The following is a 24,457-nucleotide window of genomic DNA, read 5'->3' on the forward strand; positions in this document are numbered from 1 at the left end:
CATGGCCGTAGCGAAGGCGGAGGTACGCAGAGGAGGCGCAGCCGGACAGCGTCCGTCATCAGCCCGCGCATGGCCGTAGCGAAGGCGGAGGTACGCAGAGGAGGCGCAGCCGGACAGCGTCCGTCATCAGCCCGCGCATGGCCGTAGCGAAGGCGGAGGTACGCGTGGGCGCGCCGCTCAGGGGCGGCGGCCGTGCCGGATCCGGAAGATCGTTCTGGCCAGGCGGAGATGGCGCGGGTGCCGGTCGAACGTGGACAGATTCACCGGCGCCTGATACCGCTTGCGGGTGATGGCCAGGGTCCGGCTGAACTCTCGTAGTCCCTGGTCGCCGTGGCTGTGGCCCTGGCCGTATTCGCCCACACCGCCGAAAGGCAGCGCGGGAATGCCCGCGTACGCGGTCGAGGAGTTGATGGTCACCACCCCGGCGCGCAGTTGCTCGGCGAACGCCTCGATCTCGTGCACGTCCCTGGTGAACACCGACACCGCGACGTCGGTGCCCACCGCGTTGATCCGCTCGGCGGCCTCGTCCATGCTCGCCACCTTGTTCACGATGAGCACCGGGCCGATGCCCTCGCCGGTGATCGCGGTGCTCTCCTCCGGCACCTCGGCCAGCACGATCGGCTCGATGTAGGGATCGCGGATGGAGTCCAGCCCGCCGACGACCGCGCGGCCGCCGCGGGCCACCGCGTCGCGCACCTGTCTGCGCACCACTTCGATCTGTGACTCCATGATCATCGGGCCGTAGGACGCCTTCCGGTCCGCGCCCGGCCGCAGCTTGCGGGCCTGATCCGCGACCAACTCCAGGAAGCGGTCGTAGACGGATTGGGCGACGTAGGCCCGTTGGATGCCGGTGGCGTTCTGCCCGGCGTTGGCCATCGCGCCGAACACGGCGGCCTCGGCGGCGTCGTCGAGTTTCGCGTCGACGTGCACGACCATGCTGCCCTTGCCGCCGCGCTCCACGACGACCGGCGTCATGGTCTGGGCGCACACCGAGATCACCTCGCGCGCACCGGCTTCGGAGCCGGCGTAGGCGATCTTGTCGACCTTCGCGCGGCACAGCGCGGTGCCGGTGGCCTTGTCACCCGTAACCACTTGCAGCACCGGCTGGTTCGGTGCGAGCCGGGACCAGCTGTCGGCCAGCCACACGCCGACGCCAGTGGTCAGCTCGTGCGGCTTGAACACCACGGCGTTGCCCGCCGCCATCGCGTAGGCGATCGAACCCATCGGGGTGAACACGGGGTTGTTCCACGGGCCGAGCACGCCGACGACGCCCAGCGGCAGATACCCGACGGAGGCCCGCTGATTGCGGGTGAGCCAGTTGGAACCGATGCGCCGCCGGTCGAGTGCGCGGCCCGCGTTGCGCGCGGCCCAGTCGAGGTTCTCCACCGCGAGCATCACCTCGATCGCGGCGTCGGCTACCGGCTTCCCGGTCTCCTCGCACAGTAGGGAGACCAATTCGCCCGAGCGCCGGGTGATCTCGCGTTTCCAGTCCAGCAGCCACCGCTTCCGGCTGCTGAATCCGAGTTCGGCCCACCATTTTTCGGCGGAGCGAGCCGCTCGCACGGCGCGATTCAGTTCGCCCGCGCTCATCACGGCGTAGTTGCCGACGACCTCGCCGGTGCGCGGGTCGTAGGACGTCAGGACGTTCGTTCGGCCCGTTCCTCCCGGACGCGCCGCCAACCGTGACTGCGCGGACTCGGCCATGATCACCTCTCGCAGTGTCGAAACCGGCGTGCGGACCGCTCAGCGGGGCCACATCCGTGGACGAGTGAGTGTTTTCCCCCGCAAAGCAGACTATGGTCTGGCGCAGCGGGCCGACAAGGCTCGGCCGCGGCCTCGGTGTCCGGATCGGATCGCGCTCACCAGCGCCGATTCTCCGCGCGGCGAACGGGCAGCGGAAAATGTGAGTAAGGACACAATGGGCGCACGCTGGTGCGGGTACCTCACGCGACGCGGCAGCCCGGGCGATCGGGCCGGTAACATCACGCCGAGCGCGACGGATCACCAATCCGAGCGTGCGCCCGCGCTCGGGCGACCTGGTCGCCGTACCGGCCGATAGTGGAGAGTTGATGCCGAGTTCCAACCAAGCGGATTCGCATGCGAGTGAGCCTGCGGTCCGGGTAACGGACGTTCGCAAGTCGTTCGGCGATGTGCACGCACTGCAGGGCGTCAGCTTCGTCGCCGAACGCGCTTCCGTCCTCGGCATCCTGGGGCCGAACGGCGCGGGCAAGACGACCATGGTGAAGGTCCTCTCCACGCTGCTGCGTGCCGACTCCGGCACCGCCGTCGTGGCCGGGTACGACGTGTCGAAGGACCCGGCGGGCGTGCGCCGCTCGATCATGATGACCGGCCAGTACGCGGCGCTGGACGAGAACCTCTCCGGCCGGGAGAACCTCGAGCTGTTCGGCAGACTGATGGGCCTGGGCAAGTCCACGGCCCGCAAGCGCGCCGACACCTTGCTCGAGGAATTCGATCTGGTGAGCGCGGGCCGCCGAGCCGTGCGCCACTACTCGGGCGGCATGCGCCGCCGCGTGGACATCGCCTGCGGGCTGGTGGTGCGTCCCGAGGTGGTGTTCCTGGACGAGCCGACCACGGGCTTGGACCCGCGCAGCAGGCAGGGCGTCTGGGACCTGGTGACCGCGCTGAAGACGCAGGGCATCACGGTGCTGCTGACCACGCAGTACCTGGAGGAAGCCGACGTGCTCAGCGACAACATCATCGTGATCGACAAGGGCACGGTGATCGCCGAGGGCACCGCCGACGAACTCAAGGAGAAGACCGGCGGCAGCTACTGCGAGGTCGTCCCGCTGGATCAGAAGAAACTGCGCACCGCCGCGTACGCCCTTGGCGACCTGGTGCCGCCCGCGGTGCTGGCCGACATCGACGGCGGCGACCGGCTGTCCATCCCGGCGCCGGAAGGCGCAGCCACGCTGACCGAGGCGCTGCGCAGGCTCGACAGCGCCGGTGTGGAGCTGGCCGACATCGCGCTGCGCCGCCCCTCGCTCGACGACGTTTTCCTGTCCATCACCGGCCACTCGGGCGGGCGAGCGTGACCGCTGCGACCGCCCCGGAGCACACCGAGGCCGAGGTGACGCTGTTCGCCGAGTTGCCCGCGGCGCGGCTGTCGTCGTTCGCGCAGTGGCGCGCGCTGACCGGCCGCATCGTCCGCACCATGGCGACCAAGGGCGAGCTGATCGTCGCCGCGGTCACGCCGCTGATCTTCACCCTCGGTTTCTATCTGCCGTTGCGCTACGTGATGAAGATCCAGGGCGTCGACTACGCCCAGTACGTCATGCCGATCATCGTGTTGCAGACCATGGCCTTCACCATGATGTCGAACGCGCAGCTGGCCGCGTTCGAGGCGATGACCGGCCTGAGTACCCGACTGCAGACCATGCCGATCGGCACGCTGGTGCCGTTCACCTCGCGCATCTGCGCCGGGCTGGTCCGGTCGGTGACCTCGCTCACCGCCGCGGTGCTGTTCGGGTACCTGATCGGTTTCCGCTTCGTCGCAGGCGTCGGGCAGGCCGTGCTGTTCTGCGCGTTCTCTCTCGCGGTCGGCACGGTGCTCGCGGTCGGCGCCGACGGGCTCGGCAGTCTGACCAAGAGCCCGGAGTCGCTGAGTCAGGCGCTGACGCTGCCGACGCTGATCTTCGGCATGCTCTCCTGCGGGTTCGTGCCGGAACGCAACTTTCCGGAATGGATTCGCCCGTTCGTGCGCAATCAGCCGATCTCCCAGTTCTCCTTCGCGCTGCGCGACATGGCGGCCGACGGCGTGACCTGGCACGTGCTGTGGGTTCCGCTGGTGTGGTTGATCGGGCTGGCGGCGGTGTTCACCCCGTTGGCGATCTGGGCGAGTGTGAGGCGGTCATGAGTTCGGTGGAATCGACCGTGGAGCGCACCGCGCCGCAGACCGAGGTGTTCGAGGGACGCCCGGCCGAACCCCTGCCCGTCGTCCGGACGAGGCCGGAAGGCTCGCTGGTCACCTGGGTGGTGCAGAGCCTGATCCAGTGCAAGCGGCTGCTGCTGGTCTGGGCGCGTGATCCGGCGACGACCATCCAGACGCTGGTGTATCCCGCGCTCACCTTGGTGATGTTCTACATCGTGCTGAACAAGCCCGTCTCCGGGGCCACCGGCATGCCCGCCGTGTACGGCACGGTCCCGTTGTTGACGTTGGTCGCGGCGATGTCCGGGGCGGTGGTCAGCGCCCTCGGCTTCAAGACCGAGAAGATGACCGGGCTGCTCGGCCGGTTCTGGACGATGCCGGTGCACCGTGCGGCCGGATTCACCGGGCGGCTGCTCGCCGAGGCGATCCGTGTCCTGGTGACCACGGTGTTCGTCGTCGCGGTCGGTCTGCTGCTCGGTTTCCGCTTCGATCAGGGACCGGTCGCGGCGCTGGCGTTGATCGGCATCCCGGTGCTGTTCGGGGTGGCGTTCGCCGTCCTGGTCACCGCGCTTGCCACCGTGTCCGAGGGCGTGATGCTGGTGAACATCATCGGCATGATCAGCACCTTGCTGATGTTCTTCAACTCGGGTTTCGTCCCGGTTTTCGCCTACCCGATCTGGTTGCAGGACGTGGTGGCGCATCAGCCGATGAGTTGCGCGATCGATGCGATGCGCGGTTTGTCCTACGGCGGTGCGGTCGCCGACCCGCTGCTCGAGACGCTCGCCTGGACGCTCGGCATGATCGTCGTCTTCGCCTACCCGGCGATCAGGGGATATCGGCGGGCCGCGGAAACGGGGCCGTAGCCACCAGCTGTCACCGTGCGCCGGGTTCCGACTATCGGACCCGGCGTTCGGCGTCTTCACGCGGTTCGGCGAACTCGTAATCCAGCCAGCGGTTCCGATTGGCCCAGCCGACCAGGTCGTAACGCCAGCGGAACGGCCAGGTGTGCGCGACCGTGCCGAACAGCACAGCGCCCAGCGCCGTGTAGTCGTCGTGCGCGGACAGCAGGGCGCGCTGACCACGCGGGGTGGCGCTGAAGAACGCGTCGAACATGGCGATGGACTGCTCGGTGGTGAGTCTGCCGAGGCCGTAGAGGCCGCGCATCCGCATCCAATACACCAGCCGTGCGCGCGGCTGCCACAGCGCGGCGATGGGGTCGCGGCCTTCCCGCAGCGCGGTGATCGCGGTGTCGACCAGTGCCAGTGAGTCGGCGACGCTGTACCCGGTGCACGGGTGCATCATGCCGCCGCGCGAGCCGAACGCGATCGCGCGCGCCTTGCCGGTGCGTGGCGGCGGCTGGTCGAGTGGATAGTGCGCCGCCTCGCTCGGTTCGTCGCCGGTGAGCCGGATGCCGTGCGCGGCGAGGCGCGCGAGCGTGCGCTTGCGCAGTTCGTGCTGCGGCATGCCGCCCCGGAGACCGAGACTGGTCTCCTCGAAGATCACCGTGCCGTCGCCGAGCGGCACCGCGTAGAGGAACGACGGCGGCTCGTCCGGGCCCGCGCCGTTCTCCGGCCGCCAGTCCAGCAGCAGGCCCTCGCCTTCGGCGATCATCGGCGCGGCGGCCTCGGCGTCGACGAAGATGCCGTGCGCGCTCGCCCCGCGGCGGCGTCCCAGCGGGGGCAGCCCACGGGTGTCGAACACCGCCGCCGCCCGGTGCACCGTGCCGTCGGCGAGTTCGACCTCGTGCGCGTCCACCCGCGTGGCGCGGCCCGCGACTACGGTGGCGTCATCGAGCGGTAGCGCCGCGCGCAGGCCGGGTTTGGACAGCACGCAGTAGGGACGGTCGATGCGATGCTCGGTCTTCGTCCACACTCTGGGCGCCGGGATGGTCGTCGCGACAGCCGTGGACGGCAGCCATTGCGGCAGCTCGTCCACCCAGCAGGAGAAGGTGGGCGGCCACAGCCGTTCGGGGCGGGGGTCGATCGCGGTCACCGACAGCCCCGCGATCATGGCGCGGTGCGCGAGCGCCCGTCCGGTGGGACCGAGCCCGACCACGCACACATCGACTTCCCGGTCCGCGCTGACACCCATAGGGGCATTCAATCCGGTGGGCCGACGGAAGCGCAACTATTCCACGCCTGCGAGCCCAAGGAATTCAGGTCTCGCTATTTCGGAATCGGATCGGTTCGAAACGGTGCGAATTCCGGTGCACGGGCATGCCCCCAGAATCGGTGGCCCAGCAACTTCAGTCGTGAAACGGCTCGGGACAGGCCATAGCCTGAGCTCGGAACGCGAGGCGTTCCGGGATTCGGGATAAGGGGAGTCATGAGAGGGAGCCACCTCCGCCGGTTGCTGCTGTCGGCGGTCGTCGCCGGCGCTGCGGCCGCATCGGCAATGGTCTCGGTGCAGGCCCAGGCCGCGCCCGCGGAGTCTTCTATTGTTTCCGTGCAGGAGCACAGTGCGCGGAACCTGACATTGACGGTGCATTCCGCCGCCATGGATCTCGATATTCCGGTGGAAGTGCAGCGCGCCGCGGACACCAGCGTTCCCCGGCCGGTGCTGTATCTGCTGCTCGGCGCGGCCGGTGGCATCGACGGCTCGACCTGGGCCACGAAGACCGACGCGATGCAATTCCTCGCGGACAAGAACGTGCACGCGGTCACGCCGATCGGCGGCATGTTCAGCTACTACGCGGACTGGGAGAAGGACGACGCCAGGTTGGGGCGCCAGAAGTGGCGGACCTTCCTGAGCCGCGAACTGCCTCCGCTGATCGACTCGTATCTCGGGACCAGCGGGCGCAATGCCCTCGCGGGGTTCTCGATGTCGGGGACCACGACACTCGCGCTCGCCGCGACCACGGGTGACCTGTACTCCGGCGTCGCCGCATACAGCGGTTGCGCGCAGACCAGCGATCCGGTCGGCCGTGAGTTCGTCCGGCTGACCGTCGAGGAATGGGGTCTCGCGGAACTGGACAACATGTGGGGGCCCGCGGGCGACCCGCAATGGGTGGCCAATGATCCCTACGTGCAGGCGGAGGGATTGCGTGGAAAATCCATCTACATCGCCAGTGGAAATGGCGTGCCCGGCGTCTACGACCGATACGGCGGGAAATATTCGCTGAACGGTCCGTGGGGTTTCGCGAATCAGCTCGTCGTCGGCGGTGTGATCGAAGCGGCCACCAATTACTGCTCGCACAACATGAAAGACCGGCTGGACAGCCTCGGAATCCCCGCGCGATACAACTTCCGCCCGGAAGGCACCCATTCCTGGGGCTATTGGGAGGACGCGCTGAAGGATTCGTGGTCGACGCTGGCCGCTCCATTGGGAATCTGATCCGCGGGAATTCGAAATGACTGTTCGCACTCGGGCCGCGCGCGTCGTCGGCCTCATGATGGCCGCTGCCTGTGTGGCGCTGTGCCATGCGCCGACCGTGGCCGCCGCCCCGGAGACACCGGCGCTGGACGGCGCCAACGACTGGTCTTGCCTGCCCACACCGGCGCGACCGGAGCCGGTGGTGCTCGTGCACGGCTCGGGCACCGATATCGGCCGCAGCTTCCCCCTGCTCGCGCCGGCCATCCGGGCCGAAGGACATTGCGTGTTCGCCGCGAATCTCGGCGCCGCGCCGGGTGTCGTCGACGCGGTGAGCGGGCAGACCGGCTCCAGCTCCACCGGCGTCGGGCCGATCGGCGCCGCACTGCTGGGACGTGTCGTCTACGGCGTGGCCGACATCGATCGAATGGCGGGCGAGCTCGCCGAAGTCGTGCGGGCGGTGCGGGAGACGACGGGCGCGAGCCGGGTGGCGCTGGTCGGCCACTCCACCGGCGGCACGGTGATCCGGCAGTATCTGCGCGCCCGCGGCGCGGAGGCGGTGTCCCAAGTGGTGACTCTCGGCACGCCGTATCGCGGCTCGACCTGGGCCGGGTTGCGCGGCAGCTATCCGGACCTGGCCGCGCTCGGCCTGGGCGACGCGCAGATCGCGGCCCAGGTCTTCGGGACTCCGGGCCAGCAGCAGGTGGCCGGGTCACCACTGCTGAACCGGCTGAACACGGGAGGCGAAACCGTGCCCGGTCTCCGGTACACGGCCATCGCCTCCCGCGCCGACCAGGTGATCACGCCGCAGGACACCGCCCTGCTCGCCGCGCCCGGCCCGGCCGACCGCAACGTGTGGCTGCAGGACGGATGTCCTGCCGACGCGGCCGACCACAGCGGCATGCTGGAGGACCCACGCGCCACCGCCGCCGTTCTCTCCGCGCTCGCCGGGGATCGGCGAACGTTGCCCTGCTGAGCGCACCCTGGCCGGACCGGATCACGAAGATGGAGAACCTCGGTGAGTCTCGGCATTACTTGTAGCGGGCTGCGCCGCGAATTCGCCGGAGTCGCGGTGATCGACGACGTGACCTTCCGTGCCCCCGCGGGCCGGGTCACCGCGGTCGTCGGGCCGAACGGCGCGGGCAAGACGACGCTGTTGTCGATGCTCGCCGGTCGGTTGCGGCCACACCGAGGGTGGCTCCGCGTGGAGGACGCGGATCCGAGCGCAGAGCCATGGGTGGTCCGCTCCCGGGTCGGCTGGGTCCCCGACGTGTACGAGAGCGGCGAGACCTGGTCGGTCGCGGAGGTCGTGCGGTTCTCGGCGAAGATCGCGGGTCACAGCGCGGACGTGGCCGATGAACTGGTCGATCGGGCAATGCATCTCGCGCGTTTGGCGGACGCCGCTTCCACGCCCGTTCTCCGTCTGTCCCGGAGTGACAAGAAGTGGCTCGGCCTGGCCAGAGCGCTGGCCGCGGGTACGACGGCACTCGTACTGGACAACCCGATGGCCGACTTGGACCACGACGGGCGTCGCTATCTGGCCGGAATGCTGCGAGCTCTCGCGCGCCAGGACATGACGATCGTCGTTTCTGCTTGTCTCGCCGACGATCTCGCCGGATGCGCGGAGAACATCCTGCACATCGATCAGGGGCGACTCGTCGCGGGCGACGCATCGGTTCCGGCCCCGGTCGAACCACGGACAGCTTTCGCGAGACCGGACGCGCGCGGCTCGCGGAGGCCGGCTACTTCGGTGTGACCCAGGTGGTGATGTCCGCGTGTACCACTTCCACGCCGTGCTTGTCGTAGATCGACACCGGCACCACCAGCTCGCGCCCCTCGGTGATGCTCGCGAAGTCGGGGATCTCGGCCAGTTGCGCGACGGCCCGCAGCCCGGTCTCGGCTTTCGCCAGATATCGCACGTTCATCGCCTTGGGGATCCATCGGTGCGTCGCGGGCACGGTCGCCTCGCTGAGCATGCCCATCGCGACCTCGGCCAGATTGCACGCCGCGATCGCGTGGAAGGTGCCCAGATGGTTGTGGATGCCGAACCACTTCGGCGAGGTGACCTCGCACAACCCCGGTTCGAGCCGGACCACGTTCGGCAACACGGTGCCGAAGTAGGGCACCCGCGCCACCATCCCGAGCGAGAACAGGGCATGCCCCAGCCGGTTGTCCGGCAGCTTCTTCCAGCCGCGATAGGTCACGGTCTCTTTTGCCATGCGGCGTATCTTACTCAAAAGTAAGTTCGTGGCCAGCCCCACCGATTTGAAGTGACTCGCGGGGATCGTGCATACTGTTCGGGTTGCCTTGCACCGGGCCGTGTCTGTTTCCAGGTGAAACAGCTGGTCGGGCGGGGCGAGCAGTACCCCATCGAGTACCTCGCCGGGTTTCTGGCGTGGGTACGTCCGGGACAGTGTTCCAGGCCTGAGATGCATTGCGATCCGAGGCCGAGGAATGAGCGGACGGGCGACACGCCCGACCGCGTGTACCGGAGAACCATGACAGATGAACAGCGGCGAGATCGGGCGTGCCCGGTCAGGGTCTCCACTGAGACGTCTTCGTGTGTTCGGGCTGTGCAAATGAGGGTGGTCCAGAGGACTGGTATAGCCGGGCTTCCGGACCACGAAGGAAAGCGGAGAAAAGGACACTTAGCGTGGCGGGACAAAAGATCCGCATCAGGCTCAAGGCCTATGACCACGAGGCGATCGACGCATCGGCGCGCAAGATCGTGGAGACGGTGACCCGCACCGGGGCACGCGTCGTCGGCCCGGTGCCGTTGCCGACCGAGAAGAACGTGTACTGCGTCATCCGTTCGCCGCACAAGTACAAGGACTCGCGCGAGCACTTCGAGATGCGTACGCACAAGCGGCTTATCGACATCCTCGACCCGACGCCGAAGACGGTGGACGCGCTCATGCGCATCGACCTGCCGGCCAGCGTCGACGTCAACATTCAGTGACGGGGACTCGAGACATGACTGACAACAAGAACAGGCCGGCCGCCGGCATCCTGGGCACCAAGCTCGGCATGACCCAGGTCTTCGACGACAACAACCGCGTCGTTCCCGTGACCGTCATCAAGGCCGGGCCGAACGTCGTCACCCAGATCCGCACCGTGGAGCGCGACGGCTACAGCGCCGTCCAGGTCGCCTTCGGCGCCATCGATCCGCGCAAGGTGACCAAGCCGGTCTCCGGCCAGTTCACCAAGGCCGGTGTCACGCCGCGCCGCCACGTCGCCGAGATCCGCGTCGCGGACGCCTCCACCTTCGAGGTCGGCCAGGAGATCAGCGCCGAGGTGTTCGAAGAGGGCAGCTACGTCGACGTCACCGGCACCAGCAAGGGCAAGGGCTTCGCGGGCACCATGAAGCGCCACGGCTTCCGTGGCCAGGGCGCCTCGCACGGTGCGCAGGCCGTGCACCGCCGTCCGGGCTCGATCGGTGGCTGCGCCACCCCCGGCCGCGTGTTCAAGGGCATGCGCATGTCGGGCCGGATGGGTAACGACCGCGTCACCACGCAGAACCTGTCGGTGCACAAGGTCGACGCCGAGAACGGCCTGCTGCTGATCAAGGGAGCGATCCCGGGTCGCAAGGGCGGCGTCGTGATCGTCAAGAGCGCCGTGAAGGGTGGTGCGCACGCATGACGAGCCTCGAGAAGAAGGCGAACCTGACGCTGCCGGTCAAGGAGATCGGCGGCAAGACCAACGGCACCGTCGACCTCCCCGCGGAGATCTTCGACGTGACCGCCAACATCGCGCTGATGCACCAGGTCGTCGTGGCTCAGCAGGCCGCGGCCCGCCAGGGCACGCACGCGACCAAGACCCGTGGCCAGGTCTCCGGCGGCGGCAAGAAGCCGTACCGGCAGAAGGGCACCGGTCGCGCCCGCCAGGGTTCGACCCGCGCGCCGCAGTTCACCGGCGGTGGCACCGTGCACGGCCCGCAGCCGCGCGACTACACCCAGCGCCTGCCCAAGAAGATGAAGGTCGCCGCCCTGCGTGGCGCCCTGTCCGACCGGGCGCGCAACGAGCGCATCCACGTGATCACCGAACTGGTGGCGGGCCAGACCCCGTCCACCAAGACCGCCAAGAGCTTCCTGGCCGAGCTGTCGGACCGCAAGAAGCTCCTGGTCGTGGTCGGCCGCGAGGACGTCGCCGCGTGGAAGAGCGTGGCGAACCTGCAGAACGTGCACCCGATCGCCCCGGACCAGCTCAACACCTACGACGTGCTCAACAGCGACGACGTGGTGTTCAGCGTCGAGGCGCTCAACGCGTTCGTGCACGGCCCGGCCGAGGCTGCACAGGAGGAGAGCAAGTGACCACCATCGCCGACCCCCGCGACATTCTGCTGGCGCCGGTCATCTCCGAGAAGTCCTACGGACTGATCGAGGAAGGCACCTACACCTTCCTGGTGCACCCGGACTCGAACAAGACGCAGATCAAGATCGCCGTGGAGAAGGTCTTCGGTGTGAAGGTGACCAGCGTCAACACCGCCAACCGTCAGGGCAAGCGCAAGCGGACCCGCTTCGGTTACGGCAAGCGCAAGAACACCAAGCGCGCGCTCGTGACCATCTCGGCCGACAGCAAGCCCATCGAGATCTTCGGAGGCCCGGTCGCGTAAGCGCCCGGGAATCCAGAAAGCAGAGAAGAACTCATGGCAATCCGTAAGTACAAGCCGACTACGCCGGGCCGCCGCGGCTCCAGCGTCTCGGACTTCGCCGAGATCACCCGGTCGACCCCGGAGAAGTCGCTGCTGCGCCCGCTGACCAAGTCCGGCGGCCGCAACGCCCACGGCCGGATCACCACCCGGCACCGCGGTGGCGGGCACAAGCGCGCCTACCGTCTGATCGACTTCCGTCGTCTGGACAAGGACGGGATCCCGGCCAAGGTCGCGCACATCGAGTACGACCCGAACCGCACCGCGAACATCGCGCTGCTGCACTTCGTGGACGGCGAGAAGCGCTACATCATCGCCCCCAAGGGCGTGACGCAGGGCACCCGCATCGAGTCCGGCCCGACGGCCGACATCAAGCCGGGTAACAACCTGCCGCTGCGCAACATCCCGACCGGTACCACGATCCACGCGGTGGAGCTGCGTCCGGGCGGCGGCGCCAAGCTGGCCCGCTCGGCGGGCATGAGCATCCAGCTGCTGGGTAAGGAAGGCCCCTACGCCACGCTGCGTATGCCTTCCGGTGAGATCCGTCGCGTCGACGTGCGCTGCCGCGCCACCGTCGGCGAGGTCGGCAACGCCGAGCAGTCGAACATCAACTGGGGCAAGGCCGGCCGCATGCGCTGGAAGGGCCGCCGCCCCACGGTCCGTGGTGTCGTCATGAACCCGGTCGACCACCCGCATGGTGGTGGTGAGGGCAAGACCTCCGGTGGTCGCCACCCGGTCTCGCCCTGGGGTCAGCCGGAAGGCCGCACCCGCAAGCCCAACCGTCCGAGCGACAAGCTCATCGTCCGCCGCCGCAAGACCGGCAAGAAGCGCTGAAGGAGGAGGTAAGAAATGCCACGCAGCCTCAAGAAAGGCCCGTTCGTCGACGACCACCTCCTCGCGAAGGTGGACGTGCAGAACGAGAAGGGCACCAAGCAGGTCATCAAGACCTGGTCGCGTCGTTCGACCATCATCCCCGATTTCATCGGTCACACGTTCGCGGTGCACGACGGCCGCAAGCACGTGCCGGTGTTCATCTCGGACAACATGGTCGGGCACAAGCTCGGTGAGTTCGCGCCGACCAGGACGTTCAAGAGCCACGTCAAGGAAGACCGGAAGAGCAAGCGGCGATGACGACGACTGAGACTCAGAACCCGACTGCGCGCGCGACCGCCAAGCACGTTCGCGTCACCCCGATGAAGGCACGCCGTGTCGTGGACCTGGTCCGCGGCAAGCGTGTCGAGGACGCCCTCGCCCTGCTGAAGTTCGCGCCTCAGGCCGCGAGCGAGCCGGTCGCCAAGGTCGTCGCGAGCGCCGCGGCCAACGCCGAGAACAACCTCGGCCTGAACCCGGCCACGCTGGTGATCTCGACGGCCTACGTCGACGAGGGTGCCACCCTGAAGCGGTTCCAGCCGCGTGCCCAGGGCCGTGCGTTCCGCATCCGCAAGCGCACCAGCCACATCACCATCGAGGTCGAGAGCATCCCCACCGCCGGTGGAGCCACTCGTAACCGCCGGAAGGGAGGGGCAAAGTAAATGGGACAGAAGATCAACCCCCACGGCTTCCGCCTCGGTATCACCACCGACTGGAAGTCACGTTGGTACGCGGACAAGCAGTACGCGGACTACGTGAAGGAAGACGTCGCGATCCGCAAGCTGCTGGCCACCGGCATGGAGCGGGCGGGCATCTCCAAGGTCGAGATCGAGCGCACCCGTGACCGCGTGCGGGTGGACATCCACACCGCGCGGCCCGGCATCGTGATCGGCCGCCGCGGCGCCGAGGCCGACCGCATCCGCGCCGAGCTGGAGAAGCTGACCGGCAAGCAGGTGCAGCTGAACATCCTCGAGGTCAAGAACCCCGAGTCGGATGCGCAGCTGGTCGCCCAGGCCGTCGCCGAGCAGCTGTCCAACCGTGTGGCGTTCCGTCGCGCGATGCGCAAGGCCATCCAGTCGGCCATGCGTTCGCCGAACGTCAAGGGCATCCGTGTGCAGTGCTCGGGCCGCCTCGGCGGCGCGGAAATGTCGCGCTCGGAGTTCTACCGCGAGGGTCGGGTGCCGCTGCACACGCTGCGCGCCGACGTCGACTACGGCCTCTACGAGGCCAGGACCACCTTCGGTCGCATCGGCGTGAAGGTCTGGATCTACAAGGGCGACATCGTCGGTGGCAAGCGTGAGCTGGCCGCCGCTGCCGCCGCGCCCGAGCGTCCGCGCCGGGAGCGGCCGAGCCGCCCGCGTCGGTCCGGTTCCACCGGCACCACCGCGACCAGCACCGAGGCCGGGCGCGCCGCCACCGCGGTGGCCGACGCCCCGGCAGAGACACAGGAGGGCTGACGCATGCTGATGCCTCGCAAGGTGAAGCACCGCAAGCAGCACCACCCTGGCCGTTCCGGTACGGCCAAGGGCGGCACCTCGGTGGCGTTCGGCGAATTCGGCATCCAGGCGCTGGAGCCGGCCTACGTCACCAACCGGCAGATCGAGTCGGCGCGTATCGCGATGACTCGCCATATCCGCCGCGGCGGCAAGATCTGGATCAACATCTACCCGGATCGCCCGCTGACCAAGAAGCCCGCCGAGACCCGCATGGGTTCCGGTAAGGGTTCGCCGGAGTGGTGGGTCGCGAACGTCAAGCCCGGTCGCGTGATGTTCGAGATGAGCTACCCGAACGAGGAGACCGCTCGTGAGGCCCTGCGCCGCGCGATGCACAAGCTCCCGATGAAGTGCAGGATCGTGACCAGGGAGGAGCAGTTCTGATGGCTACCGGAACACCGGCCGCAGAGCTCCGCGAGCTCACCGAAGAGGAGTTGGTGGCCAAGCTGCGCGACTCCAAGGAAGAGCTGTTCAACCTGCGCTTCCAGATGGCGACGGGTCAGCTGGACAACAACCGTCGTCTGCGCGTCGTCCGTCACGAGATCGCGCGCATCTACACGGTCATGCGTGAGCGCGAGCTCGGTCTGGCCACCGGACCCGCTGGCAAGGGAGATGCCGCATGAGCGACAAAGCAGAAGGGCAGCGCGGTACCCGTAAGGTGCGGGTCGGCTACGTTGTCTCGGACAAGATGAACAAGACGATCGTCGTCGAGCTGGAAGACCGCAACCGGCACCCGCTCTACGGCAAGATCATTCGCACCACCTCGAAGGTGAAGGCGCACGACGAGAACGAGGTCGCGGGCATCGGCGACCGCGTTCAGCTGATGGAGACCCGTCCGCTGTCGGCCACCAAGCGCTGGCGTCTGGTCGAGGTCCTGGAGAAGGCCAAGTAGGCCTCTCCGGCACGGCGTGAAACCCGAAGGCCCGCTTCCCGTTCTCGGAGGCGGGCCTTCGCCGTATCCGGGCGCGTCTGAGGAATTCTCTTGCCGTCCACCCTGCATGGGTACTGTCGTGTTGCGGGTGGCGATCGAGCAAACCGGCGGACTCCTGGCCTGACCGGAACTGCGATAGGTGGCGCCGACGGCCGATGCGGAGGATGAGCGGTGGGGAATGTGAGTCGATCTGAACAGACCTATGATCGAGCGCTGCTGCGGGAACATCTGCTGAAAACGCGGATAGCGGGTGATGTCGCGACGCCTCGGGAGGGGAATCTCGCGAACTATCGCAAGATGGTGGCGAAGGACCCCGGGTATCAGTTCGGGCTGACGCTGAAGGATTGGACCTTCGCCGAGACGCTGGAGATGATGGCGCGTCTGTGCGGGGTCAGCCCCGACCCTCGGCATCTGCGGGGTCCGGACACCATCGACGTCGACCTGACGCTCGACGCGCTCGACGCGATGGGTGCGCGGATCGGGCTCGCCGCTCGTCGTCGGGAGACGGTGATCCTGGCGACCGGGCATCCGGACACACTCATGGGCGTCTATCGCGCTGTCGAGGACGCGTTACGTGCGGCAGGATGCGTGGTGCTCGTGCCGGCTGCCGGGTGGTCCTATCGGGTGACCACGCCATGGGGCCCGCAGCATCGCGAGATCGTCTACACCTCAAAAGTTGCCGCGCTGGGCACCGACGGCACGCTGCGACACACTCATGACCCGCATCCGATGCGGGCGGCCCTGCGGGAGTTGCGCGAGGCCGAAACCGGCCAATGGCCCGACCTGGTCGTCGCCGACCACGGCTGGGCCGGGGCGGCAGGGGAGGCGGGCATCGAGACCGTGGGATTCGCCGACAGCAACGACCCCGCACTGTTCGCCGGGCAAGCGGAGGGGAAGATCGCGGTCACGGTGCCACTCGATGACGGAGTCCATCCCGGTTACTACGGTCCGCTGACCGCTTATCTGCTCGGCCAGGCCGGACTCACCGGCTGAGGTCACCCCGGCGCGGTGTGTCGCACACGATGGTTTCCAGATCGGACTGCGCTGGGCGCCAGGGTAATTCGGCCATAGCCTTGGCCGGGTCGCTGATCAGGGCGGCCGGTTCGGGCGCCGGTGGCCGATGGATCAGCTGAATTCGACGTCCGGTCCGCCGCTCGACCGCGGCCACGACGTCGAGAATGCTGCTGCCGCGGCCGCTGCCGATGAGAAAGCGCCTGAATTCGCCTTTCGGCGGCATGTTCTCGATACCCGCGACGAAAGCCGCTGCGGCGTCGTCGATATGCAGATAGTCGCGGACAGCGCTGCCGTCGCCGTTGACTTCCAGAGCCGAGCCATTCCTCGCGGCGGCGAATGCTCGGGGAATCAAGCGCGTCGGATCGGGATCCGCGCCGCCGGCCACGTTCATCAAGCGCAGCACGGTAGCGGACAAGCGACCGGTGCCCGCCTGCGCGCCGATCGCCCACTCGGCGGCCAGCTTGCTCGCCGCGTACGGGTGCGGGGGCGCGTCGGGTAGACGCTCTGTCATCGGCTGTCGTTCGGGAGTTCCGTATATCGAGCCGGTCGAAGCGAAGACGAGCCGCGATATTCCGGCGGCGGCCATGGCGTCCAGCAACGCGACGGTCCCGCCGGTATTGACGCGGAAGTACCGCAGCGGATCGGCCGCCGACTCGCGCGCCCGAGTAAGCCCACCGAGATGGCACACCGCCTCCACGCCGTCCACAGCTATCCGAAGCCCGTCCTCATCCAGCAGGTCGGCGACCCGAGTCGGCGCCCGTAGAGGCGAACCGCAGCCGCGAACCATCGCGATCGGCTCGTGCCCGGCTCCAGCCAGCAGTTTTACGACCGCCTGGCCCAGATAGCCGTTCGCTCCGGTGACGAGAACGCGCACCACGCGATTTTGTCACTGCTGTTGCCTGAGAAGGCGGAATAAACAAAGAGCCTATTGATATCAGATCTGATACCATGAGTGTATGGCTTGGACCATGCGGTTGCCGGAGGACGAAGAGGCGGCGCTGAATGCGCAAGCGGATGCCGAGGGGCGCTCGAAACACGAGATCACTCGTGATGCTGTCCGGGCTTACCTCATGCGACATCGCAGGTGGGAGTCGCCACTGCTCAGCGATGACGAGACTTTCGATCTAGGTGGGCCCATTGGTAAGGATGACATCCGTAATGCGATGAACCGGCCGGCATGATCGTAATCGCAGATACCTCAGGAATCCTCGCGCTCTTCAATCGCTCGGACCCTGAGCACTTTGCGGTGCGCCGAGCTGCCGATTCGGCGAGCGCCATCGTTGTCAGTCCGCTGGCGCTGACCGAGGTGCATCATGTGGCGAGCTCCCGAGCCGGACGCGAGGCGGCCGACGGCATCCTCGCTTTGATCGCCGACCGGGTGGCGTCGACGCGGATCGTCATCTCAGGCGTCGATGCGGCACAGCTGCACGCCGCGGTCGACATCCGTGGAAAGTACGGCAATCTGAATCTGGACCTGGTGGACGCTGTATGCGTAGCTCTGGCAGACGAATTCGATACCGACGCGATCCTCACGCTCGACCGCCGCGATTTTCGAACCTTGCGGCCCGTCGGCCGTTACTCCGCTTTCCGCATCTTGCCGGACGATTGGCGTTCCGATACCTAGATGCGCCATATCCCAGCTGGCACGGCAAGGTGGACCGGGCGCAGGCTCGGAATGAACCGTGATCGAGGACTGCCGTGGTTGAGTAGGGTGGTGGAGGTCGGGCGAGCTCGGTTGGCCGCGGGAGCGTTGTTCGTGCGCGGCGATGACGTGTTGCTCGTGCACAAGACGTATGGCAATGGGTGGGATCTACCGGGTGGGTATGTGGAGCCGGGGGAGGCGCCCGCTGCGGCTTGTCGGCGAGAACTCTTGGAGGAGCTCGGGATCGGCCGTTCCGTTCATCGGCTGCTGGTGCACGACTGGGCGCCGAGCCCTGGTGAGGGGGACAAGGTCCTGTACATATTCGACTGCGGTGCACTCGGCGACGATGAGCGGGTCCTCCGATTGCAGGAGTCGGAACTCGATGCCTGGCGGTGGGTCTCGGTCGCCGGCGTTCATGACTACGTGTTGCCGCGTCTGGCTCGGCGTCTGCGGCAAGCACACCTGGCATACATCGACGGCTGTCCCCGGTATCTCGAACACGGATATCCGGTCGGGCAGATCGATTAGCTGAGCGAAGGCGCGCAGCGCCAGGTCGGACCGGCGGTCGCGCGGGTCTTGCGCTATACGTATACATCTACTTATAGTGAGACGACGGCCCGGGCTTTCTGGGAACATCGAATCCGCACCGGTAGAGGCGGATTCGGGGTGGGCCGGTCGACGGTAGACGCATGCCTGCATGCGCACTGATCTATGAAACGGGGAAATCATGACCACTGATCCGAACAACCTGAGCGGCGTGGACACTGTCGAGGAGCAGGCCTGCGGCGTCACCATCGTGAAGGAATCGGCCGAGCCGGGCGACGTGGACGACCTGCGCCAAATCGTGTTGCGCGTGGGTCCGGGCGGCGGGCGTCAGCAGCGGTTCTTCGGCAGACTGCTCGGCGAATCCCGCGAATACGGCAAGGTCGGGATGAACGTCGTGCGGGTCTACGTGAGCCGGAAAGGCAAATTCGTGGTGCACCGCAGGGAATCGGACTGGCGCGAAATGTCCGTCGCGATCGACTGGACCGAATGGAAGAACTGGCGCGAGCTGCTGCGGCCCGGCAGTGGCGAGCGCGAATGGGGTGACTACACGGTGGAGATCGTGGACTCGCCCGCCGAGTTGCGGGGCCGGATTCCGGAGCACATCTACCGGACTGTCGTCGACGTGGCCGAGCACCCGAACTCGCAGGACCTGCAGATCTGAGATACCGCCGCTTTTCCACATCCGGAAAGGATCTATTCGCAGATGTTCGCACGACTGGGGGCCGTGGTCGTCCACAATCCGTGGAAGGTGATCGGCCTGTGGGTGCTGCTCGCCATCGCGGTGGTGGCCGCGGCGCCGGAACTGAAATCCACTACCGACCAATCAGCTTTCCTGCCTTCGCATTACGAGTCCATTCAGGCATTGGAGTTGCAGCAGAAGGCTTTCCCGGACAGCGCCGCTCCCGCGGCGATCATCGTGTTCGCCCGGAAGGACGGCACGCCGTTGACCGGTGCGGACGCCGCTTCGGTCGTCTCGATCGGCAATGAGCTGCGCGACGCGCAGGTCAAGGACGTCATCGGGATGCAACCGACGCCGCCGTCGGAGAACCGCCTGGTCCAGATCATCGCGGTGCAGATGACGAAGGTGACGAATCCGAACGACACCACCCAAGGCGACGCGGTCAAGGCGCTGCGCAAGGAGCTGACCGCGCGCGTCCCGAACACCGAGCTGAAGGCGGGCATCACCGGCCAGGCGGCGCAGGTGCTGGATCAGCGGGAATCGGGCGACAAGGGGCTGGCCATCGTCGGTATCGCCACCGTCGTGCTGATCCTGGTGCTGTTGCTGGTCATCTTCCGCAGCCCGGTGATCGCATTGCTGCCGATCGTCGTGATCGGCGCGATCTCCAGCATGGTGAGTGGGTTGATCGCCGTGGTGGCCAAGGCCTTCGACCTGCAGATCGACGCATCGATCAATGCCATTCTGGTGGTGGTGCTGTTCGGTGTCGGCACCGACTACATCCTGTTCCTGATGTTCCGCTACCGCGAGCGGCTGCGCGCGGGCGAGGATTCGAAGACCGCCATGGTCAACGCCGTCACCCGGGTGGGTGAGGCGATCACGTCCGCGGCGGGCGCGGTGATCATCGCGTTCATGGCACTGGTGCTGTCCACGCTCGGCATGTTCCGCGCCATGGGCCCGGCGCTGGCGATCGCGGTGGCGGTCGCGCTGGCGGCGGGGCTGACGCTGGTGCCTGCGGTGGTCTCGCTGCTGGGCACCAAGGTGTTCTGGCCGTCCAAGGCGTGGCGCATCGAACCGAAGGGTGCGCGATTCACCGCGATCGGCAATGCGCTCGGCCGGCGGCCCGCTGTGTTCGCCGCGGTCTCCGGCGGTTTGCTGGTCGTGCTCGGGATCTTCGCCTTGGGTTTCCACCCCACGTTCGACCTCAGCTCGGGGCAAACTTCGGAGGCCTCCGAATCGGTTGTCTACAGCAAGGAATTGGTCAAGGGCCTGCCCGCGGGGACGACCCAGCCTTCGGACGTCCTGTTGCGGTCCGGCGGTGGTGAATTGGCTGTCGATCAACTCGCCGCCTACCGCGCCGCGCTGGCCGCGGTGCCGGGAGTGGGACAGGTGGCGGAGCCGAAGTTGTCCGCGGACAAGTCGATCGCCGACTTCGCGGTGACGCTCTCTGCCGCGCCGGAGTCGGACGCCGCGCTGGACACCGTCAAGGGACCGTTGCGCGATGTCGCGCATTCCGCGGCGCCCGCCGGTGCCACCGCCGCCGTCGGTGGTCTCACCTCGGTCTTCGTCGACTTCCAGGAAGCGATGGCGCGTGACTACGCGATCGTGTTCCCGGTGGCGGCGATCCTGATCATGATCGTGCTCGGGTTGCTGCTGCGTAGCCTGGTCGCGCCGTGGTACCTGATGGCCTCGGTGTTCCTCGGCTTCGCCGCCACGCTCGGTGCCGCGGTGCTGGTGTTCCAGCACTTCCGGGGTGAGACCGGTCTGATCTTCACGCTGCCGGTGATCATGTACCTGTTCGTGGTCGCGCTGGGGACCGACTACAACATCCTCATGGTCGCCCGGTTGCGGGAAGAAGCGCGCGAGGGCAACGAACCGAAACAGGCCGCAGCGCTGGCCGTGCGGCACACCGGCCCCACCATCGCGGCGGCCGGGGTGATCCTGGCAGGCACCTTCGCATCGATGATGCTGGCGGGCAACAACGTTCTCGCACAGATGGGCTTCGCCATCTCGGTGGGCATCGCGATCGCGGCTTTCGTCATGGCGATGTTCTTCACGCCCGCGCTCACGGCGCTCATCGGGCACAAGGCGTGGTGGCCGGGGCATGGGGACGAGAAGCCCGAGGGCTCTGGACCGGAGTCTCGCGAGGTCGTCGGCACTTCGGTCGGCGAGAGCTGAGCGGGACCGGAACTCGCGGACACCGCGGATGAGTGAACCGGAATAGAGCTGTGCGCCCGATTCATCGGGCGCACAGCCTTTTCCGCACAAAGAACGCACGTCGTGACCGGACGGTCACCGGGCGCGGGAAAGTCCGTGCGTGCGGTCCAGACCTTGTCCGGTGCCGCAACGCTCGATACTCATGCCAAGGCGGCCGAATAACCGCCGCTCACGGGTGATGCGGCCGCATCACCCGCAGGAGTCTCGCCACCTCCGACGACGCCCCTTCTCGTCCAGCTCTCTGAACGCCGCGCGTCCCGCGGCCGCGTCCAGGGCTCTGAGAGCGGCCTCACGTTCCTGCTCGGCCGCCGCCCGCGCCTCGGCCGCTGACCAACCGCACTACGTCGCGTGGTCGGCCGTGGCTATGGTTTCGTACGAGACTCAAATCTTGACGTTGGCCCACTTCGCGAACCGGGCCAGGGAGTCGGTTCCGCGCCGGGCATTGGCGAGTACGCGGACGGTCTCATGGACCTGGGGGTGGTTGCGTGTCAGCTCCGGTGCGATCCGGCGCGCCTGGTCGAGACTGGCGAGGGCACGCTGCTTGTCGCCGTGGAGCAACCACGCGCGGGATACGTCGATCCAGTGATGTCCAGCGCGGGATGGCGTGACCGATGCCGGTAGCCGAATCTGCTCGGCGCGTGCGACGGCGGTTGTGCCATCGGACAACTCGACCGGGACGGCGACGGAGTGAATAGCGACGTTCGGCAGATGGAACCCGGTTCCGTACTCCTGATACCGGTCGGAGTTGATGGTCTCGCCGATCCGGCGCGCTTCTCGAAGATGCGTGTCGGCGGTGTCGGCGTCGAGCGCACGGGCAGACAGTATCGACGCCCGCAGGTGCAACGCGCCCCGGACCGCGAGGACTTCCGGCGTCGCAGGTAGTTGCTCACTGGCTGCGTGTGCGCGCTCGATGATCCGCAGTCCACCGGCATACGCGCCGGAGTACAGCAGGATCAGCGCGCGATGGTATTCCGCCGCGATCGGCCACACGGGGTCAGCGCTGCGTTCGGCGGCCCACACGCATCGTTCGGCGGCCAGTCCGGCGAGGTCGAGGTAGCCGTAGCGGTAGGCGATCGATGACGCACTGTTGTATGCGTAGGCGAGCGTCGAATAGATCCTCTCCAAACGGTGCCCGGATGGCTCGTCAGCGGCAAGCGCGTGCAAACCGTGTATTACGTCCGGCAGTTCGGCGGTGTGGTCGCCGTACCGGCCGCGTCGTCTGCTCGCCTGTACCCGATGCAGTGCCGTGGTCAGCTGTTCCAGGGTGGTCGGCGCATTCAGTGGTTCGTCGTTGAACGCCAGAATTTTTCGGCGCAGCTCGCGGATGGTGGCATGCGCTCCGGCATCGTCGCGCGCCGGGATGTAGGGCTGCCCGGTCAGATCCTCGATGTCGACCCTGAGTGCCCCGGCCACGGCCGCGATGAACGCGGGCGAGGCTGGGCGTGCGCCTCGCTCGACCTTGCGCAACAGCGACACCGACACGTTCGCCTTCTGCGCGAGCTGTTGCTGTGTGAGCCGGGTGAGCTTGCGCGCCCTGGCGGTGCGTTCCCCGATCCCGGCATCGTCCATACCTCCACGGTGACACACGATGTGCCGCTTCGCATGAGTTCATCGAGGGCAAAGTATCCGCAGGCCCCGGCGTCGGGTCGAGTCCTGAATCCCCGGCGCCGGGTGCCAACCAACCACCCACGACGTGCCGAAAGGTCACCGAATGACCGCAGAACTCGCAACTGTCCTGATCGTCATAGCCGCTGTCGGCGGATTGCTGATTCTCGTGTTCTGGGTGCTGCCCTGGCTACTCGATCTCGGCGACGAACCGGACGAATCCGTACCGGCACGTGAGATCTTCGCGCGGCTGGAGGGCGAGCAGCGATGACGACTCGGGGTTCCTGGGTGCAGGACTACTGTGAGGACGGCAACCTGCCCGCGGACGAGAAACACGCGCGTGGCCTGATGAAGATCCACCAGAACTGTGAACCGCCATGCCCGCGTAGGGTGTCCGCTGAGCGCTACCTAAGCGAGCGCGGCGTGCGCCGCGCGCCGGACGAATGGCGGAAACCATGAGCGCCGTATTCGGATACCTTCAGCCCGGTTGGAAGAATTCGAGCATTCTCCGGCTGGCGTCCGGCGATGTCAGGAGTTCCTGTATCCGTGCGGACATCCCGGCGGCGGCGCTGGTGTGTTCGAACATCTCGCGTTCGTATTCTTTTACGGCGGAGGGAAAGTCGTCCGAGTGCGCGGCCAGTGCGAGGCCGAGCACGGCGCCGTTGAGCAGCGCCATGTTGGCGCCCTCGCCCACCGGCGGCATCAGGCGCGCGGCGTCGCCGAGCAGCGTGACGTCCGGCCTCGACGGCCAGGTCAGGCCGATCGGGAGACTGGTGATCGACCGCGGTACGACGGTGTCATCGCAGGCCGCGATCCAATACACTGTATCGAACCATGCGATGTAGTGTCAGCGGCATGTTGGTGTGGGAGCGACCGGAGCCACCGAATCGACCGGTGCCGGCTCCGTTGAGCCGGGAGCGGATCGTGCGAGCGGCGATCCGGCTGGCCGACGCGGACGGCTTGGCGGCGGTGTCGCTGCGCAAGGTCGCCGCCGCGCTGGACGTCGGGCCGATGCGGCTGTACGGCTACATCGCCACCAAGGACGAGTTGCTCGACTTGATGGTCGACGCGGTCTACGCCGAGATCCAGCCGGCCGGAGACGGTTGGCGGGAGGTGCTGCGCTCCCTTGCCGAAACCACCCGGCAAGCAGCTCACCAGCACGAATGGTTCGCCGACCTGCTCGGTGGGCGGCCGCAGCTCGGGCCGCACGCGATGGCCAGAGGGGAGGCCGTGCTGGCGGCACTGGGCGGCGTCGACGTGGACATGGCCATGCCGGTGGTCGCCGCGGTCAACGCGTACGTGATCGGCGCGGTGCGCCGGGAGATCGCCGACCGGCGCGCCGAGCGGGCCACCGGGATGGACGAGCACCAGTGGCAGATCGCCTTCGGCCCCTATCTGGAGCGAGCCTTCGCGACCGGCCGATTCCCCGCGCTGGAGACGGTCGTACGCGACGCCGCCCACCTCGACGCCGACCAAACCTTCCGCATGGGCCTCGACTTCCTGCTCGACGGCATCGAAGCCCGCATCTCGAGTTGACCGAGGACGCCCGGGCCGATTTCATCGCTGCACCCGTTGGCCGATCACGCCGACCTGTCCGCGTCTCGATGGTGGCGCGCCTGC

At 67.5% G+C, this 24,457-nt stretch carries 31 protein-coding genes; 25 read left to right on the forward strand and 6 right to left on the reverse strand.

All coding sequences use genetic code 11. The annotated features are described in order from the left end of the window. Positions 1–177: 177 nt before the first annotated feature. Positions 178–1,704, reverse strand: coding sequence for an aldehyde dehydrogenase family protein (locus ACWESM_RS14935; protein WP_364439215.1), 1,527 nt, complete (start codon positions 1,702–1,704; stop codon positions 178–180). Between the two features lie 365 nt (positions 1,705–2,069). On the opposite strand from ACWESM_RS14935, the gene ACWESM_RS14940 reads away from it, so the two are divergent. The 3 genes from ACWESM_RS14940 to ACWESM_RS14950 are packed head-to-tail and all read left to right on the forward strand — an operon-like array spanning position 2,070 to position 4,749. Further along, positions 2,070–3,053 (forward strand): ATP-binding cassette domain-containing protein, encoded by a 984-nt coding sequence (locus ACWESM_RS14940; protein WP_355076010.1) that lies wholly within the window; start codon positions 2,070–2,072, stop codon positions 3,051–3,053. Positions 3,054–3,088: 35 nt separating this feature from the next. Beyond that, positions 3,089–3,874, forward strand: a complete 786-nt coding sequence (locus ACWESM_RS14945; RefSeq protein ID WP_355076316.1) for an ABC transporter permease — start codon at positions 3,089–3,091, stop codon at positions 3,872–3,874. Further along, the gene (locus ACWESM_RS14950; RefSeq protein WP_356964876.1) at positions 3,871–4,749 is read left to right on the forward strand and encodes an ABC transporter permease; all 879 of its coding nucleotides are present in this window, start codon (positions 3,871–3,873) and stop codon (positions 4,747–4,749) included. The genes ACWESM_RS14945 and ACWESM_RS14950 overlap by 4 nt, the downstream gene beginning before the upstream one ends. Before the next feature lie 31 nt (positions 4,750–4,780). Here the strand turns inward: ACWESM_RS14950 and ACWESM_RS14955 are convergent, their stop codons facing one another. Next, a complete protein-coding gene (locus ACWESM_RS14955; protein ID WP_397282303.1) occupies positions 4,781–5,977 on the reverse strand; it encodes a lycopene cyclase family protein in 1,197 nt (398 codons plus the stop codon). 234 nt (positions 5,978–6,211) lie between these two features. Between ACWESM_RS14955 and ACWESM_RS14960 the strand changes: the two genes are divergently transcribed. From ACWESM_RS14960 to ACWESM_RS14970, 3 genes are read left to right on the forward strand one after another with little or no spacing between them, the layout of a single operon-like run. Continuing rightward, the gene (locus tag ACWESM_RS14960; RefSeq protein ID WP_452492193.1) at positions 6,212–7,219 is read left to right on the forward strand and encodes an alpha/beta hydrolase; all 1,008 of its coding nucleotides are present in this window, start codon (positions 6,212–6,214) and stop codon (positions 7,217–7,219) included. Positions 7,220–7,235: 16 nt separating this feature from the next. Then, complete coding sequence (locus tag ACWESM_RS14965; protein WP_452492195.1) at positions 7,236–8,171, forward strand: lipase family alpha/beta hydrolase; 936 nt, start codon at positions 7,236–7,238, stop codon at positions 8,169–8,171. 42 nt (positions 8,172–8,213) lie between these two features. Then, on the forward strand, positions 8,214–8,951 hold the full coding sequence (locus ACWESM_RS14970) for an ATP-binding cassette domain-containing protein (protein ID WP_452492197.1): 738 nt from the start codon (positions 8,214–8,216) through the stop codon (positions 8,949–8,951). On the opposite strand, the gene ACWESM_RS14975 is transcribed toward ACWESM_RS14970, so the two are convergent. Then, positions 8,938–9,414, reverse strand: a complete 477-nt coding sequence (locus tag ACWESM_RS14975; protein ID WP_356964871.1) for a hotdog fold domain-containing protein — start codon at positions 9,412–9,414, stop codon at positions 8,938–8,940. The two genes, ACWESM_RS14970 and ACWESM_RS14975, sit on opposite strands and share 14 nt — an antisense overlap. Positions 9,415–9,848: 434 nt before the next feature. Here ACWESM_RS14975 and rpsJ point away from each other — a divergent pair, with 434 nt between their 5' ends. The 12 genes from rpsJ to ACWESM_RS15035 all read left to right on the forward strand — a co-directional run bounded on the left by rpsJ (position 9,849) and on the right by ACWESM_RS15035 (position 16,130). Beyond that, positions 9,849–10,154: a 30S ribosomal protein S10 gene (gene rpsJ / locus ACWESM_RS14980; protein ID WP_003938093.1), complete on the forward strand. Its 306-nt coding sequence runs from the start codon at positions 9,849–9,851 to the stop codon at positions 10,152–10,154. 14 nt (positions 10,155–10,168) lie between these two features. Continuing rightward, a complete protein-coding gene (gene rplC, locus ACWESM_RS14985) occupies positions 10,169–10,834 on the forward strand; it encodes a 50S ribosomal protein L3 (RefSeq protein WP_355076024.1) in 666 nt (221 codons plus the stop codon). Then, positions 10,831–11,505: a 50S ribosomal protein L4 gene (rplD, locus tag ACWESM_RS14990; protein ID WP_039795438.1), complete on the forward strand. Its 675-nt coding sequence runs from the start codon at positions 10,831–10,833 to the stop codon at positions 11,503–11,505. Before rplC ends, rplD begins: the two co-directional genes overlap by 4 nt. Beyond that, a complete protein-coding gene (gene rplW / locus ACWESM_RS14995) occupies positions 11,502–11,807 on the forward strand; it encodes a 50S ribosomal protein L23 (protein ID WP_011207266.1) in 306 nt (101 codons plus the stop codon). Before rplD ends, rplW begins: the two co-directional genes overlap by 4 nt. Positions 11,808–11,840: 33 nt before the next feature. Continuing rightward, complete coding sequence (gene rplB / locus ACWESM_RS15000) at positions 11,841–12,677, forward strand: 50S ribosomal protein L2 (protein WP_039795441.1); 837 nt, start codon at positions 11,841–11,843, stop codon at positions 12,675–12,677. A 15-nt stretch (positions 12,678–12,692) separates the two neighbouring features. Beyond that, a complete protein-coding gene (rpsS, locus tag ACWESM_RS15005) occupies positions 12,693–12,974 on the forward strand; it encodes a 30S ribosomal protein S19 (RefSeq protein WP_014981659.1) in 282 nt (93 codons plus the stop codon). Next, on the forward strand, positions 12,971–13,375 hold the full coding sequence (gene rplV, locus ACWESM_RS15010; RefSeq protein ID WP_039795443.1) for a 50S ribosomal protein L22: 405 nt from the start codon (positions 12,971–12,973) through the stop codon (positions 13,373–13,375). The genes rpsS and rplV overlap by 4 nt, the downstream gene beginning before the upstream one ends. Then, on the forward strand, positions 13,376–14,170 hold the full coding sequence (rpsC, locus tag ACWESM_RS15015; protein WP_039795445.1) for a 30S ribosomal protein S3: 795 nt from the start codon (positions 13,376–13,378) through the stop codon (positions 14,168–14,170). Between the two features lie 3 nt (positions 14,171–14,173). Then, positions 14,174–14,590, forward strand: coding sequence for a 50S ribosomal protein L16 (gene rplP / locus ACWESM_RS15020; RefSeq protein ID WP_039795447.1), 417 nt, complete (start codon positions 14,174–14,176; stop codon positions 14,588–14,590). Continuing rightward, a complete protein-coding gene (rpmC, locus tag ACWESM_RS15025) occupies positions 14,590–14,829 on the forward strand; it encodes a 50S ribosomal protein L29 (protein ID WP_040864843.1) in 240 nt (79 codons plus the stop codon). The genes rplP and rpmC overlap by 1 nt, the downstream gene beginning before the upstream one ends. Next, positions 14,826–15,098 (forward strand): 30S ribosomal protein S17, encoded by a 273-nt coding sequence (gene rpsQ / locus ACWESM_RS15030; RefSeq protein ID WP_355076029.1) that lies wholly within the window; start codon positions 14,826–14,828, stop codon positions 15,096–15,098. The genes rpmC and rpsQ overlap by 4 nt, the downstream gene beginning before the upstream one ends. Positions 15,099–15,317: 219 nt before the next feature. Next, the gene (locus ACWESM_RS15035; RefSeq protein ID WP_364430663.1) at positions 15,318–16,130 is read left to right on the forward strand and encodes a phosphatase; all 813 of its coding nucleotides are present in this window, start codon (positions 15,318–15,320) and stop codon (positions 16,128–16,130) included. On the opposite strand, the gene ACWESM_RS15040 is transcribed toward ACWESM_RS15035, so the two are convergent. Beyond that, the gene (locus ACWESM_RS15040) at positions 16,120–17,025 is read right to left on the reverse strand and encodes an NAD-dependent epimerase/dehydratase family protein (protein ID WP_452492199.1); all 906 of its coding nucleotides are present in this window, start codon (positions 17,023–17,025) and stop codon (positions 16,120–16,122) included. The genes ACWESM_RS15035 and ACWESM_RS15040 overlap by 11 nt on opposite strands. An 82-nt stretch (positions 17,026–17,107) precedes the next feature. Between ACWESM_RS15040 and ACWESM_RS15045 the strand changes: the two genes are divergently transcribed. The 5 genes from ACWESM_RS15045 (at position 17,108) to ACWESM_RS15065 (ending at position 21,193) form a co-directional block, all read left to right on the forward strand. Beyond that, positions 17,108–17,332, forward strand: a complete 225-nt coding sequence (locus ACWESM_RS15045; protein ID WP_051046219.1) for a ribbon-helix-helix domain-containing protein — start codon at positions 17,108–17,110, stop codon at positions 17,330–17,332. Beyond that, positions 17,329–17,775 carry a type II toxin-antitoxin system VapC family toxin gene (locus ACWESM_RS15050; protein ID WP_397277003.1) on the forward strand — a complete coding sequence of 149 codons (447 nt, stop codon included), beginning with the start codon at positions 17,329–17,331 and terminating at the stop codon, positions 17,773–17,775. Before ACWESM_RS15045 ends, ACWESM_RS15050 begins: the two co-directional genes overlap by 4 nt. An 87-nt stretch (positions 17,776–17,862) precedes the next feature. Beyond that, positions 17,863–18,321, forward strand: a complete 459-nt coding sequence (locus ACWESM_RS15055) for an NUDIX domain-containing protein (RefSeq protein WP_397277202.1) — start codon at positions 17,863–17,865, stop codon at positions 18,319–18,321. Positions 18,322–18,520: 199 nt separating this feature from the next. Further along, the gene (locus tag ACWESM_RS15060; RefSeq protein WP_364430669.1) at positions 18,521–19,000 is read left to right on the forward strand and encodes an EXLDI protein; all 480 of its coding nucleotides are present in this window, start codon (positions 18,521–18,523) and stop codon (positions 18,998–19,000) included. A 42-nt stretch (positions 19,001–19,042) separates the two neighbouring features. After that, a complete protein-coding gene (locus tag ACWESM_RS15065; protein WP_452492202.1) occupies positions 19,043–21,193 on the forward strand; it encodes an MMPL family transporter in 2,151 nt (716 codons plus the stop codon). A gap of 420 nt (positions 21,194–21,613) precedes the next feature. On the opposite strand, the gene ACWESM_RS15070 is transcribed toward ACWESM_RS15065, so the two are convergent. Continuing rightward, entirely contained in the window at positions 21,614–22,801 is a 1,188-nt protein-coding gene (locus tag ACWESM_RS15070) for a helix-turn-helix domain-containing protein (RefSeq protein WP_452492203.1), read from the reverse strand. Positions 22,802–22,943: 142 nt separating this feature from the next. Here ACWESM_RS15070 and ACWESM_RS15075 point away from each other — a divergent pair, with 142 nt between their 5' ends. Continuing rightward, positions 22,944–23,108, forward strand: a complete 165-nt coding sequence (locus ACWESM_RS15075; RefSeq protein WP_452492205.1) for a hypothetical protein — start codon at positions 22,944–22,946, stop codon at positions 23,106–23,108. 207 nt (positions 23,109–23,315) lie between these two features. Here the strand turns inward: ACWESM_RS15075 and ACWESM_RS15080 are convergent, their stop codons facing one another. Continuing rightward, on the reverse strand, positions 23,316–23,660 hold the full coding sequence (locus ACWESM_RS15080; protein WP_452492207.1) for an FAD-dependent oxidoreductase: 345 nt from the start codon (positions 23,658–23,660) through the stop codon (positions 23,316–23,318). 71 nt (positions 23,661–23,731) lie between these two features. Here ACWESM_RS15080 and ACWESM_RS15085 point away from each other — a divergent pair, with 71 nt between their 5' ends. Then, the gene (locus ACWESM_RS15085) at positions 23,732–24,373 is read left to right on the forward strand and encodes a TetR/AcrR family transcriptional regulator (RefSeq protein ID WP_356964854.1); all 642 of its coding nucleotides are present in this window, start codon (positions 23,732–23,734) and stop codon (positions 24,371–24,373) included. Positions 24,374–24,457: the final 84 nt, after the last annotated feature.

Source organism: Nocardia sp. NPDC003999 (assembly GCF_053604885.1).

Coding starts and splice junctions, on each gene's coding strand:
- ACWESM_RS14940 (WP_355076010.1), top strand. CDS start 2,070: ATGCCGAGTTCCAACCAAGCGGATTCGCATGCGAGTGAGCCTGCGGTC.
- rpsS (WP_014981659.1), top strand. CDS start 12,693: ATGCCACGCAGCCTCAAGAAAGGCCCGTTCGTCGACGACCACCTCCTC.
- rplD (WP_039795438.1), top strand. CDS start 10,831: ATGACGAGCCTCGAGAAGAAGGCGAACCTGACGCTGCCGGTCAAGGAG.
- rplB (WP_039795441.1), top strand. CDS start 11,841: ATGGCAATCCGTAAGTACAAGCCGACTACGCCGGGCCGCCGCGGCTCC.
- ACWESM_RS15070 (WP_452492203.1), bottom strand. CDS start 22,801: ATGGACGATGCCGGGATCGGGGAACGCACCGCCAGGGCGCGCAAGCTC.
- ACWESM_RS14950 (WP_356964876.1), top strand. CDS start 3,871: ATGAGTTCGGTGGAATCGACCGTGGAGCGCACCGCGCCGCAGACCGAG.
- rpmC (WP_040864843.1), top strand. CDS start 14,590: ATGGCTACCGGAACACCGGCCGCAGAGCTCCGCGAGCTCACCGAAGAG.
- rpsQ (WP_355076029.1), top strand. CDS start 14,826: ATGAGCGACAAAGCAGAAGGGCAGCGCGGTACCCGTAAGGTGCGGGTC.
- rplV (WP_039795443.1), top strand. CDS start 12,971: ATGACGACGACTGAGACTCAGAACCCGACTGCGCGCGCGACCGCCAAG.
- rplP (WP_039795447.1), top strand. CDS start 14,174: ATGCTGATGCCTCGCAAGGTGAAGCACCGCAAGCAGCACCACCCTGGC.
- ACWESM_RS15045 (WP_051046219.1), top strand. CDS start 17,108: ATGGCTTGGACCATGCGGTTGCCGGAGGACGAAGAGGCGGCGCTGAAT.
- ACWESM_RS14935 (WP_364439215.1), bottom strand. CDS start 1,704: ATGGCCGAGTCCGCGCAGTCACGGTTGGCGGCGCGTCCGGGAGGAACG.
- ACWESM_RS15075 (WP_452492205.1), top strand. CDS start 22,944: ATGACCGCAGAACTCGCAACTGTCCTGATCGTCATAGCCGCTGTCGGC.
- ACWESM_RS15065 (WP_452492202.1), top strand. CDS start 19,043: ATGTTCGCACGACTGGGGGCCGTGGTCGTCCACAATCCGTGGAAGGTG.
- rpsC (WP_039795445.1), top strand. CDS start 13,376: ATGGGACAGAAGATCAACCCCCACGGCTTCCGCCTCGGTATCACCACC.
- ACWESM_RS14960 (WP_452492193.1), top strand. CDS start 6,212: ATGAGAGGGAGCCACCTCCGCCGGTTGCTGCTGTCGGCGGTCGTCGCC.
- ACWESM_RS14975 (WP_356964871.1), bottom strand. CDS start 9,414: ATGGCAAAAGAGACCGTGACCTATCGCGGCTGGAAGAAGCTGCCGGAC.
- ACWESM_RS15050 (WP_397277003.1), top strand. CDS start 17,329: ATGATCGTAATCGCAGATACCTCAGGAATCCTCGCGCTCTTCAATCGC.
- ACWESM_RS14955 (WP_397282303.1), bottom strand. CDS start 5,977: ATGGGTGTCAGCGCGGACCGGGAAGTCGATGTGTGCGTGGTCGGGCTC.
- ACWESM_RS15060 (WP_364430669.1), top strand. CDS start 18,521: ATGACCACTGATCCGAACAACCTGAGCGGCGTGGACACTGTCGAGGAG.
- ACWESM_RS14965 (WP_452492195.1), top strand. CDS start 7,236: ATGACTGTTCGCACTCGGGCCGCGCGCGTCGTCGGCCTCATGATGGCC.
- rplC (WP_355076024.1), top strand. CDS start 10,169: ATGACTGACAACAAGAACAGGCCGGCCGCCGGCATCCTGGGCACCAAG.